Source organism: Paenibacillus sp. 01T431 (genome assembly GCF_056398625.1).
The window spans coordinates 56,105-68,500 of record NZ_JBFTPT010000015.1 but is presented as its reverse complement, the minus strand read 5'-3'; the positions used below and the strand labels follow the sequence as shown (position 1 = coordinate 68,500).

General features: G+C 45.0%; 8 protein-coding genes. All 8 read right to left on the bottom strand.

Annotated elements, in window-relative coordinates:
• Nucleotides 1-126: 126 nt before the first annotated feature.
• Entirely contained in the window at nt 127-1,002 is an 876-nt protein-coding gene (locus AC1DM9_RS25300) for a carbohydrate ABC transporter permease (protein ID WP_477549649.1), read from the bottom strand.
• The gene (locus AC1DM9_RS25295) at nt 999-1,904 is read right to left on the bottom strand and encodes a carbohydrate ABC transporter permease (protein ID WP_477549648.1); all 906 of its coding nucleotides are present in this window, start codon (nt 1,902-1,904) and stop codon (nt 999-1,001) included. Before AC1DM9_RS25295 ends, AC1DM9_RS25300 begins: the two co-directional genes overlap by 4 nt.
• Before the next feature lie 104 nt (nt 1,905-2,008).
• Nucleotides 2,009-3,454, bottom strand: a complete 1,446-nt coding sequence (locus AC1DM9_RS25290) for an ABC transporter substrate-binding protein (RefSeq protein WP_076267994.1) — start codon at nt 3,452-3,454, stop codon at nt 2,009-2,011.
• 169 nt (nt 3,455-3,623) lie between these two features.
• Nucleotides 3,624-4,913: a response regulator gene (locus tag AC1DM9_RS25285; protein ID WP_477549647.1), complete on the bottom strand. Its 1,290-nt coding sequence runs from the start codon at nt 4,911-4,913 to the stop codon at nt 3,624-3,626.
• On the bottom strand, nt 4,906-6,708 hold the full coding sequence (locus AC1DM9_RS25280; RefSeq protein ID WP_477582840.1) for a sensor histidine kinase: 1,803 nt from the start codon (nt 6,706-6,708) through the stop codon (nt 4,906-4,908). Before AC1DM9_RS25280 ends, AC1DM9_RS25285 begins: the two co-directional genes overlap by 8 nt.
• 228 nt (nt 6,709-6,936) lie before the next feature.
• Complete coding sequence (gene odhB / locus AC1DM9_RS25275; protein WP_430057499.1) at nt 6,937-8,166, bottom strand: 2-oxoglutarate dehydrogenase complex dihydrolipoyllysine-residue succinyltransferase; 1,230 nt, start codon at nt 8,164-8,166, stop codon at nt 6,937-6,939.
• A gap of 6 nt (nt 8,167-8,172) precedes the next feature.
• A complete protein-coding gene (locus AC1DM9_RS25270) occupies nt 8,173-11,088 on the bottom strand; it encodes a 2-oxoglutarate dehydrogenase E1 component (protein ID WP_339207570.1) in 2,916 nt (971 codons plus the stop codon).
• 293 nt (nt 11,089-11,381) lie between these two features.
• Nucleotides 11,382-12,386, bottom strand: a complete 1,005-nt coding sequence (locus tag AC1DM9_RS25265) for an acetylxylan esterase (RefSeq protein WP_477582838.1) — start codon at nt 12,384-12,386, stop codon at nt 11,382-11,384.
• Between the last annotated feature and the right edge of the window lie 10 nt (nt 12,387-12,396).

Below are 12,396 nucleotides of genomic sequence, written 5' to 3'. Positions count from 1 at the left end.
AAATACAAAAAAACATTGCCGCCAGCAAGTGTATCGATTAGCGGCAATGTCTATAAGAGAATCATTAATTCGATTTACTACTCATTCATAAAGCCCCGTGCCGCTAAAACTCTAGCTGATGAAATGCTAACCTTTCACCCCAGCTACATTAAGTCCACCCATAATGTAACGCTGGAAAATAAGAAAAAAGATAAGCGGCGGAACCATCGTAATCGAAAGCACCGCAAACTTCACATTCCACTGAATCGTGGAGCCGGAATACACCACATATCTGAAAATACCTGTTGCAAGAGGATACATATCCTTCTCCAGCATAACAAGTGACGGCCAATAAAAATCATTCCATGTGCTGGAGAAATAGAAGATGATAAGCGTCATTAGGATAGGTACCGACAAAGGAATCGCGATCCGAATGAAGCATAGAAACTCACTAGCTCCGTCGATTCTGCCTGCTTCAAACAGTTCCTTATGCAATCCATCGAAAAAGTTTTTCATGAGCAGCAAATAAAAAGCATTCGCGCCTGCTGGAAGCCAAAAGGCCCAGTAGCTGTTTAGCAAACCTAAGCTTTGCAAGTTAAGGAAGTTTGGAATTAAATAAGTAGCAGATGGAATCATCAGGGTAGATAAGAAAAACAGCATGACCACTTTCTTGAAAGGTACCCGCATATGTGACAACGCGAATGACGTCATGCCAATAAAGACAAGGGCGAAAATAACTGTTCCAACAAAAATCATCAGCGTATTTTTCAAAAACTTAAGCATCGGAATAACATGCCATGCATCAATATAGTTATGCCACAGCCAATCCTTTGGGAAAAACGGCGCAGGGAAAGCAAAAAATTCCCCAGTCGTCTTCAGAGAGCTAAGCAGCGTATTCAGAAAGGGATACAGCATGGATACAATGATTATGCCGATAAAAAGCACCATCACAGCGTAACCAAGCTTTACTTGCCAACGTTTGAAATCAAATGACGAGATTATGGAACGCTCGGTATTTTTCATCCTTTTTCACTCCTATTCTGCACTTTCAGGTAGAAGAATGAGAGCACCATCATAACGGCGAACATCATCGTACCCATTGCTGTTGCTTTGCCAAAATCCAAATAAGTAAATGCATTTCTGTTCATAAGCAGCATATAAGTTAAAGTCGCGTTGTCCGGACCTCCGGCAGTCATAGCCAGTTGTGCTTGGAAGCTTTGCGAGGTGTTAATGATTTGAAGTAAAAACATCAGGAACAGCAATGAGCGCAAATTAGGCAGTGTAATAAACTTAATTCGTTGCCATACACTTGCACCGTCGATTTCCGCAGCTTCATACAGATCCCGCGGTATGCCAACGATTGAAGCCAAATAGATGAGCACCGCTCCTCCAAAGTTTTGCCACGTTTCCATAATAACGATCGAGATCATGGACATGCCTTTTGTGAAGAAATCAATTGCCGGCAATCCGATGCCCATCAGAAATGCATTAATTGGTCCGATCGGATCATAAAACCAAACCCACATCCCATACAACACGATAGCTGGTATTACACTTGGCAAATAACCCGCAACGCGAGCTAGCCCTTGAAATCTTCTGAGCTCCGATACAGCAATAGCAACTGCAGCGGGTACCCAAAAGCCAATGACTACGCAAAGCCCCATATAATACAGCGTATTTTTTATTGCGATATAAAAGTCACTTGAACTCGTAATATCGATGTAGTTTTGCAGTCCAACAAAAACATTCCCTTTAACGAAATCCACCTCTTGAAAGCTGAACAGAACTCCCTTAATAATAGGAATCCAGAGAAAGAGCAAGAAAACGATAATTTCGGGAAGTACAAACAAGGCCCCCCAAATATAGAGGTTCCACTTGCGCTTTTTCTTCGTGCTTATCGTTGATGTAATCGTTTGTGTTGCCATGGTTCTCCCCCTCCCAAGGTGCAGCGATACTTATGATCACTTCTAATTTGAAAAAAAGGGCCAATACCGAGGTTATTGGTATTGGCCCTTGGTGTCGCGGCTTATTATTGGATCGTAATTTTATCGTAGAATTCCGATTGGACTTTAGCTGCTGCTTCATCCAACACCTTTTTCAAATCTACATCTTTTGTCGTGAACACTTTTTGAATAACGTTAGCCATTTCAGCATAGAAAGCTTGTGTTTCATACTGCGGCTCTGGCTTACCATCAAGCAAAGCCATCAAAGCAGGGTCATATGTGAACACATTGTCGTGTTTAGCCAACATCGTATCCCATTTTTTACCGAACTCGGATTCTGGTGTCCAGTAGAAAATCGTTTGTGGAATATATACTTTGTTTTCTGCTTTACGTGTAGTGACTTCACCATCGATTGCATTAATGAATTCGTCAGTGAAATACTCCGAAGTCAACCAGTCAAATGCAGTTTTTTGCTGTGCAGCATCTGCTTTAGGGTTGATGACTTTGAAGCTGCCGCCTAGTACGCCAGTATGCTTGCCGCCTTTAGTTACGGATGGGATTGGATAAATAACGACGTCGTCTTTGCTGATACCGCCTGTGTTGATGGCTGCATCCGCTGCGTTGCCGCTTCCGCACATAACCATTGCACCGCGGCCTTGGTTAAACAGGTTAAGTGCATCGCCGTAGCCTAGAGCCCAGTTTTTCGGAAGCACGTCAGCATCTTTCAGCTGCTTGTAAAACTCCAACGCTTTCAAACCTTGTTCACTATTGAATGTTGCTTTTACTTTGCCGTTCTCAACCGTTTGAATGTCGCCGCCCGCTGCAAACAAGAAGTTCGTCCAGTTCCAGCCTGCTTCTGTGCCTTTGCCCATTGGGATAAAACCAGCAATACCTTTAGCCGGATCGTTTACTTTTTTCGCCGTTTCAATCAGCTCTTCCCAAGTCCAGTCAAGCGATGGAAGCGGAACGCCTTTTTCTTCGAAAATTTTCTTGTTAAGCGTAATTGTCATAACATAAGCATCTACCGGAATACCATAAATTTTACCGTCAACGGAGAACGGACCAGTCATAATTGGATTTAAATCATCTTTGTTTTTCCAATTTTCAATAAGGCTCGTAACATCAGCCGCCCAGCCTTTTTCTGCTAGAACACGTCCTTCTGTCAAATAAGCATTAAACTCTGTTGGCGCATTGTTAGCAGCCATTTTAATTCCGATTTCAGATGGATTGTACTGCCAATCATCCGTTTTGATCGTAACGTTAGGGTTTGCTTTTTTGAAACGCTCAATTTTCAGGTTCAACTGCTCGATTGCTTCTGTTCTATCCGGCGGTTGGCCTTGAACTGTAATTTCAACAGGCTCTGCTGGTTTCTCTGTTGCTGGCTGCTCCTCTGTTTTGTTTACAGCTGCATTCGTTGCTTTTCCAGCATTTTCTTCTTTTCCTTTATTCCCGCCATTGTTACTGCCGCCGCTGCAGCCTGCCAATACAATCATTAGTACCAGCATGCTGATTACGATTCCCCTGATCTTCATCGTGTTAGTTCCCCTCTCAATTAGGTCTTTTGTTGCTTGCACCCTCATTATAAGTCAGCTACTTCTCTCTACACGATGGTCGCTGTTACGGTTAAGGTGTGCGCTGTTATGATTTCGACATAGGGTTCGACATATAAAAACTGCTCGCGCAGCAGCACGAGCAGAAATGTTATTTTTTTAAATCTGATAGATTATAGCCAAAGTACTTTTTAAACATTTTGCTAAAATGCTCCGGCGACTCATAACCAATCTCATCCGCAATCTCGTATCTCCGCATATCAGTCGTAAGCAGCAGCCTTCTTCCCGCTTCCATTCTCTGCTTCGTCAAGTAGTCCCATATCGTAATATTTAGCACCTTTTTAAATAAATAGCTCAAATAATTGGGACTTAGATGAACGGCGTCCGCAATATCCTGCAGCTTCATTCCTTTTTTACTAAAATGTTTGTCTATGTAGCCTCTCGCTTCCTGAATATCTCCATTATGATCCTCAGTAGATTTTTTGTCTGACATATCCTCGGCCAAAAACACATGATGGTCATGATGAACCTCTGTCATTTTTAACGCGGATATCGCTTCCTTATAAAGCTCTGCCCAACTGAACAGCCCTTCCTTAATCGTACTAATCCCAATCGTGCATTGGACATTTAAGTATTCCAGCAGATGCGCATGAAGCTGTTGTCCGATCGTCGTCAGCAAGCTGCTTCTCATCGAATGGTCCAGCTCCTTCGCAGAAAGCTGCAGCACGACAGTCAGAGCTCCATTCGGTGAATAGAACAATAACTTATCCCAGCTGCTGATCGTTTCCTCTACCACGTTGTAGCAGGCATACTTAATCAAATTCCGATCCCGCAAGGACTGAATATCTTTATCCGTTTTACCAGCGTTTTTCAAATGCAGCTGGATCGTAAACAAACAGAAGTAGGGGCCCTCCATCTTTAATCCTAATGATTGAAATAAAGCTTCAACCTCCGACTCGCCAAGGCCTTCCGTAATTAACTCGTTAAGCAGCATATGCTGCTTTGGATTCGTTTCCTCCAAATAAAACTTGCGGTTGAACGCAGCATCGGAAGCCGTACGGAGCTCACTTTCCTTATGTCTTAGCAAGCCTCCAACAATCTGTATAAGCTGCTTCGGCATGACTGGTTTCACGATATATTCTTTGGCTCCGAACTTCATTGCTTTTTGTGCATAAGCAAATTCTCCATGCGCTGACAGCACGATAATCGGCACAGCGCTATTTTCTACAAATATCGTTTCCATGAGCTCAATGCCGTTCATATGCTCCATCTGAATATCTGTAATGATCAAATCTATTTTTTCCAGTCGAAAATAATCCAAAGCTTCAAAGCCATTGCCAGCCGTAAACAGCTCGCCGATTTGAATATCCGACTGCCTTAATATTGAGCTGATCCCTTTACAAATCATCGGTTCATCATCAACAATCAGTATATTATACATGCTCTTCCTCCCTCATGAGGTCATCTATGGTATGTGAGATTGGTATCGTAAGCTGAGCCCGAAGCCCGCCTTCCGCACGCAAAGCATATTCCAAACCGAATAACTCGCCAAAATGCAATTGGATTCGTTTATTGACGTTTAGAATGCCGTATCCCGCATCAGGATTTCGGCCTTCCAAAATATCATAAATGTGCGCAACATCCCTCAAGCGATATCCGTTGTCTTCTATTGCAATGACGATGCAATCCAGCTCCAGCTTGATCGTTATCCATAGCTCGCCATCACTATCCATTCGTTTGATGCCATGTACGATTGCATTTTCGATAAGCGGCTGCAGTACAACCTTCGGAATTAGACAGCTCTTCGCTTCCTCTTGAATGATCCAATTGACATTAAAATTATAATCATAACGTTTTAGCTGCAGCCTTACATAAGCCTCTGCATGCTGCAGCTCTTCTTCAATCGTAATTAATGATTTGCCGCGGCTAAGGCCAATTCGCATAACAAGGGACAGATCACGCACCATTTCCGCTGACTCGTCCGTTCCCTCAAGCGTCATCCGCCAATAAATAGACTCCAGCGTATTGTACAGCAGATGCGGATTGATTTGTGAATGAAGGATCGACAGCTCCGCCTCCTTTTGCTTCAGCTCAAGCTCATATTTATCATGGATCGTTTCATTTAACCGCTCTGTCATATCCATGAAATTGTTGTTTAAAATTTCGATTTCATCCTTAGTACGCTGCGGATACTGTGTTAATCCAAGTGGTTTGCCTGGCTCATAAGAGCGTGTATGCCTAGCGAGTCTAGAAATTGGACGAACAATGGAACGAATAAAGTAAACACCTAATAAGAGCAACAGCAGGAAATAACCCATCATTGAATAATAAACGAGCTGCTCAATAACCTTATGATCACCGATAATGGATTGCAGCGGTGTTTTGTAGAGCAGCTTTGTTTTGCTTTGCTCGCTTTGATGAATGGCATACAGCCACTTCTTGCCATCAACCTCCAGCGTATAATATCCACTCGGCGAACTCGATACGTAGTCCGGCAACGGGAGGATCTTTCCGATGGAGTAGTTGCTTGTTGTTGAGATGATCGTATTATCTTCATTTAAAATCAATAATTCGCCATCCTTCGCCACATTATCAGGATCAAGATCACTTGCCAGCACACGTTCAAGTCCCGACGCGATCAAGTACCCAGCTTCTGGTGATCGCCCATTCGTTATGCTGTTCATTTGTTTAACCATAACAAGCGTCTCCAGATCGGACGGATTATCTCCGAATTGATGCAGTACCTTCAGCACTCCCCGTCCCTGAGCACGATAAGCCTCCTTATACCATGGAAGCGCATCCACATTTGTAGAGAAGTAGATGCCTCGCGTCTGCATATCCAAAGAAGGCACAAAAGAGTAAAGGCTTTCAGAATCCGGCATGAAAAAAGAATACGCTATTTTAGGAGATGTTTGTTTGAGCAGCATCTCATCCAGAGACGTGAATCGTCTAAAACGCTCGTAGGATGAAGACAACGGGATATTAAGCATTTCCTGAATTTCCTTGGTCATCATGATCGAATTCATGGTCTCTTCCATATGAATGATAGTTCGATCAATCGTTACATGACTCGATTCCACCCACTTCACCAGCGTCGAACCCACTTGCCGTTCCGTAATTTCTGCGACATTCCGCGAGACAACCCAATCCATAAAAATAACAGGTATAACGACTAGTACGATAAACAACGCGATGAACCGCTGGAGCATTGTGAGATTAGTAAAGGATTCTCGCATCTATTATGCAGCCTCTCTCCATTGAATACTTCTTAAATCTTAATTGTAGCCGATAATACGCCCGCTTCCATGTTCAATATTATGTTTATTGTAATCGATATTCAGATCTTTTTTCGACATCTTTTTTCATAACATAATAAAACGGCCATCTTAATCGCAAAAAAAAAAGACTGTCCTTTAAGTAGATCACTCTACTTAAAGGACAGTCTCTAATGTGATGCTTTATATTTAGCCTTCGAGAAGAAGTGCTTCTGGATCCTCTAGAAGCGCTTTGACGGTTACGAGGAAGCGAACAGCTTCGCTGCCATCTACGATACGGTGATCGTAAGACAATGCAAGATACATCATCGGACGGTTTTCCATACGAACGTCATCGATTGCTACTGGACGAATTTGAATTTTGTGCATGCCGAGAATACCAACTTGCGGTGCATTAAGAATTGGCGTGGACAGCAAGGAGCCAAATACGCCGCCATTCGTAATAGTGAAGCTTCCGCCTTGCAAATCAGAAATAGCAAGCGTGTTTGATCTTGCTTTGCCAGCAAGCTCAACGATATTTTTCTCGATTTCAGCGAAGCTTAGACGGTCCGCGTCACGAACGACCGGAACGACAAGACCTTCTTTTGCAGATACTGCAATGCCGATATCATAGAATTTTTTCGTAACAATATCTTCGCCGTCAATTTCAGCATTAAGCAGCGGGAATGCTTTAAGCGCACCAACTACAGCTTTCGTAAAGAATGACATAAAACCTAGGTTTACATCATTTTTCTCGAAGAAAGCTTGCTTGCGGCGTTTGCGCAAATCAAGAATCGCAGTCATATCCACTTCATTGAAAGTCGTCAGCATCGCTGCTGTGCGTTGTGCTTCAACTAAGCGGTTAGCAATCGTAACCCGGCGACGAGACATCCGTTTGCGTTCAGTCGGCTTCACATCTTTGCCTGCGTTAGCAGGTTCTGATTGTGTTAGCGGAGCAGATTTAACCGGAGTGGCAACCGCTGGTGCAGGTGCAGCAGCAGGAGCTTGTCCTTGCGCTGAAAGATCAATGCCTTGCTCACGAGCACGTTTACGAGCAGCTGGCGATGCATTAATCGTTGCTGCACTTTCATTTGCAGAAGAGGCAACAGGCGCTGCTGGAGCAGCAGCTGGTGCAGCTACTGCGGCAGGAGCAGCAACAGGAGCTGGCTCAGCTGCCGGAGCAGCAGGTGCGGCTGCACCGCCCGCTGCTTCTCCAATCGAACCGATCGCTTCGCCTACAAGTACAACTTCTCCGTCTTGTTTAGCGATGCGAGATACAACACCGCTATTGTCAGCGCTAATTTCTATGTTAACCTTATCGGTTTCAAGCTCTAGTAGGACATCTCCCTGATTGACGGAGTCGCCTTCCTTCACGAACCATTTGGTAATTGTGCCCTCAGAAATGGACTCGCCTAGTTCCGGTACAATAATTTCAGCCATTAGTCACTACCCCCTAATCAAACTTGTTTCAACTGGTTTGCCGTTCAATGCTGTCGAAATAATCCATTTTTGTTCTGCGGCATGTACTTCTTGGTGTCCGCTTGCAGTACTTGAACGATCAGGTCTGCCAACGTAGCGAACAGCTGCCTTCTTAGGAGCTAACGCGCGAAGACGCGGTTCCATGAAGCTCCATGACCCCATGTTTTGCGGTTCTTCTTGTACCCATACGATTTCTTCAAGCTTGTCGAATTGCTTCACAATGCGTTCGATTTCTGCATGAGGGAACGGATACAGCTGCTCTACTCTTGCAACGCGCAGCCATTCATAATCTTCAGCATTTGTCGATGCAAGCGCCTCTTCAATATCGATAGCTACTTTACCTGTGCAAAGAAGCAAACGTTTCACTTTATCCTTCTGTTCCTTCGGCTCTGTCAGCTTGAATTGCGGAAGCACCGGCTTGAATGAGCCTTCGCTGAACGCAACACCATGCGACGCAACACGAGGGTTACGGATCAAGCTCTTAGGCGCCATTAGAACGAGCGGACGAACATGCTCCGTGCCAAGCGACGCTGCTTGCTTGCGCAGCAAGTGGAAATATTGAGCGGACGTTGAAAGGTTCGCAACGGTCCAGTTGTTATCAGCTGAAAGCTGAAGGAAACGTTCAAGTCTAGCGCTTGAATGCTCCGGTCCTTGGCCTTCATAGCCATGCGGCAGCAAAATCGTAATGCCTGATTTTTGCGACCATTTCGCACGGCCAGCTGAAATGAATTGGTCAAAAATAACTTGGGCAACGTTGGCAAAGTCACCATATTGCGCTTCCCAGATAACAAAGGTTTCAGGCGCAAATACGTTGTAGCCATATTCAAAGCCGAGTACTGCCGTTTCCGACAATGGGCTGTTATGAACGGCAAAGGATGCTTTCGCTTGCGGCAAAATGTGCAGCGGCGAGAACTTAGCTGCCGTCGCATTATCATTAAGCATGATGTGACGATGTGCAAACGTTCCGCGCTCCGAATCCTGACCGCTTAGACGAATAGGTGTACCGTCTGCAAGAATCGTTGCGAATGCAAGCGTCTCGGCATGTGCCCAGTCAACCTTTTCCCCATCGTTCAAAGCTGAAGCTCTGCGCTGCAAAATACGTTGAAGCTTCGTATATTCGGTGAAACCCTCTGGACGGTTAAGCAGCTCCAGGTTGATTTCACGAAGCGTCTCAAGCGGAACTGCAGTGCGTACTTCCTCGCCTGTAGGCAGCGTTGTTTTGTTTTGCTCACCGCGAAGCTTCGGCTCGCCTTCCTTCGCTTTCATTGCATCATAGGCTGCTTGCAGCTTGCCGTTCGTACGTTGACGCAATTCTTCAACCTGCGCTTCCGTAATCGCCTTCTCACCCTTCAACTGCTCGCTGTAAAGCACGCTTACGGTCGGATGATTGCGAACCTTTGCATACATCAGCGGTTGTGTTACTTCTGGATCGTCCATTTCATTATGACCGAAACGACGGTAACCAATCAAATCAATAACAAAACCTTTATTGTAGCGGAGACGGTATTCACAAGCGAGGCGTACTGCTGCCAAGCATGCTTCCGGCTCATCCGCATTTACGTGTACGATAGGAATGTCGAAGCCTTTAGCAAGATCACTTGCGTAATGCGTCGAGCGTGAATCAATGCTGTTCGTCGTAAAGCCAAGGCGGTTATTTGCGATAATATGAATCGTACCGCCATTGTGATAACCTTGCAGCTTGTTGAAATTGAGCGTTTCCGCAACAATTCCTTCTCCAATGAAAGCCGCGTCGCCGTGAACGGCAATCGTCACTGCTTTCGCTGGATCTTGTGTAGGCATTCCACGCTTGCTGCGATCTTCTTGAGCAGCGCGTGTGAAGCCTTCAACTACTGGATTAACAAATTCCAAGTGGCTCGGGTTGTTCGCAAGGGTAAGATTCGCACGAATCGTTTCGCCTTCCTTCACAGCTCTGTCAGCACCTAGATGATATTTTACGTCGCCGGTCCAGCCATAATTAAGGCCCATTGATCCTTCAGACGGAATAAGCTCTTTATTCGGAGCATGGTGAAATTCTGAAAATATTTTCTCATAAGGCTTGCCAAGTACATGCGTCAGTACGTTGAGGCGACCGCGATGCGCCATGCCCATAAGGATATGGTTTGCTCCATCATGCGCTACGGAGCGGACGATTTCATCAAGCACTGGCACGAGCATATCTACGCCCTCAATAGAGAAACGTTTTTGTCCAACGAATGTCCGGTGCAGGAAGTTCTCGAAATACTCAACTTCCATTAGACGCTCAAGCAGCGCTGAACGTTCTCTTGCAGACAGCGGTGCTGGGAAACTTCCCGACTCCGCCTGTTTGTTAAGCCAATTGCGTTCACTCTCATCATGAATATGTGTAAATTCATACGCCGCTGAACGGGTATAAATCTCTCTCAAGCGGTTGATTGCTTCCCAGCCATTCGAGATTGATGCTGGCGCATTATCCCAAATAAGCGATGCTGGAATAGAAGTTAAATCCGCTTGCGTAAGTCCGAAAGTTTCTGGCTCAAGCAGCTTTGTATCAGCAGCAGGGCTGAAGCCGAGCGGATCAATATCTGCAGCTAAATGGCCGTATCTGCGAATGTTCAGCATTAGCTGATGCGCAGCGACAACCTTTTTCAACATATTTGAATCAATCGGACCAGGTGCTGCTGCATGTGATGCAGCCTTTTGCTCGCTTGGCTTAGCCGTAATGCTCGGAGCTTCTCCTTGTAGTGTAGCCGGAGGTTCCCCGAAACGTACAAAAAGCTCACGAACTGTAGACTCTACGGAGTCTGGATCAGTTAAGAAACGCTCGTATTGCTCCTGCACATACCCAAGGTTGGGGCCATAGTAGCTTTGCCAAGGCGAATAATTTCGCTCATCATGGTTGCTCATTGCAGAAAATTCCACCCTCTCTATTCATTGCCATCCTATTATTTTCTAAGGCGATGCTCGCCATACATGCTCGCCAACTTGCACTTGCCTAAATCGTTTTCAATAATAATCAAGCAAACACTAATCCCTTAACATATAAAGGGAAAAGTAAGAAAAATGAACATGTGTCAGGGACACCGTTTTATAGCTCATATATATTCTAGTACATAGTACGCTCTCCATCCATAACCATATTGGCATCGATATCATCCATTTGAAGCATTGATTGTCTCTTTTGGACAACTAATTGAGCATTAATTCTGATCTTGCTGCTCGATTGCATCAATTGAAGGCTTTAGGCCGTTTTTCAGCGCTTCCTGTAAAAACAAAATCGATTCTCGGTTCTGGTATTCGCTTACCTCATGACCTGAAAATGGATAATCATTTAGCTGCTTAAGCGATCGTATCCGATTGTATACGGCGTAGATGGTCTCTGGCATACACACGGTATCTTTCCAGCCAACCGACATCAACACAGGCGCCTTAATGCGTTCAGCCAAATTCAACAGGTCAAAATGAGCAAGCGTAGACAGCACTGCGTTGAGCCGATCAGGATACCTTTTAATGTACTGAGCAATTTCCGTAAGCGAGCTCGTCGAATTCATTAGGCCAAAATCCATATGGCACATGTTCGGAATATCGGCAACGACCGCGCTTACCTTGGAGTTCAGCGCTGCAGCAAGCAATGATAATCCGCCTCCTTGACTAGCGCCAACAACCGCAATCCGCGACTCATCCACCTCATCCTGTAGGGCAGCTGTATCCACCGCTCTAACCGCATCCATTGTAATCGCCTGGTAGTAGCTGCGCTCGGTATTCGTTATTCCCTGTGAAACCCAGCCTTTGACGAAACCTTCATCAGTGGTTAGCAAGCTGCCTGTTTCGCCACCTTGCCCTCTAGCATCAACTGCAAATACGGCATAACCCAGCAGCAGCCACGCAGCATAACGCTCTGGTAGTCCCTTGTCGCCTGTATAACCCTGATAAAAAACGACACAAGGCAGCTTCGCACCGTTTAATCCTTGCTGAGGCACGATGTATAACCCATGAATAGGCGTATCATCTCCGCCTTTATAAGTTAAACGCTCCGTTCTCACCGTCGTGATTGGAGTTTCAACCGTTTGTCTTCTCACATCAAGCGGCCTTTCTGCATAGCTGTTTAATACATTTTCCCAGTATTGATTTAACTCTTCAACATCCATCGTTACGGATGGCCGATAAGCTAATAAATCATTTTTCCTTCTATTTATTGCATCCATATAAGTATAC

Excerpts from the sequence above, each read along its gene's own strand:
- AC1DM9_RS25300 (WP_477549649.1), bottom strand. The coding sequence starts at position 1,002 with ATGAAAAATACCGAGCGTTCCATAATCTCGTCATTTGATTTCAAACGT.
- AC1DM9_RS25295 (WP_477549648.1), bottom strand. The coding sequence starts at position 1,904 with ATGGCAACACAAACGATTACATCAACGATAAGCACGAAGAAAAAGCGC.
- AC1DM9_RS25290 (WP_076267994.1), bottom strand. The coding sequence starts at position 3,454 with ATGAAGATCAGGGGAATCGTAATCAGCATGCTGGTACTAATGATTGTA.
- AC1DM9_RS25285 (WP_477549647.1), bottom strand. The coding sequence starts at position 4,913 with ATGTATAATATACTGATTGTTGATGATGAACCGATGATTTGTAAAGGG.
- AC1DM9_RS25280 (WP_477582840.1), bottom strand. The coding sequence starts at position 6,708 with ATGCGAGAATCCTTTACTAATCTCACAATGCTCCAGCGGTTCATCGCG.
- odhB (WP_430057499.1), bottom strand. The coding sequence starts at position 8,166 with ATGGCTGAAATTATTGTACCGGAACTAGGCGAGTCCATTTCTGAGGGC.
- AC1DM9_RS25270 (WP_339207570.1), bottom strand. The coding sequence starts at position 11,088 with ATGAGCAACCATGATGAGCGAAATTATTCGCCTTGGCAAAGCTACTAT.
- AC1DM9_RS25265 (WP_477582838.1), bottom strand. The coding sequence starts at position 12,386 with ATGGATGCAATAAATAGAAGGAAAAATGATTTATTAGCTTATCGGCCA.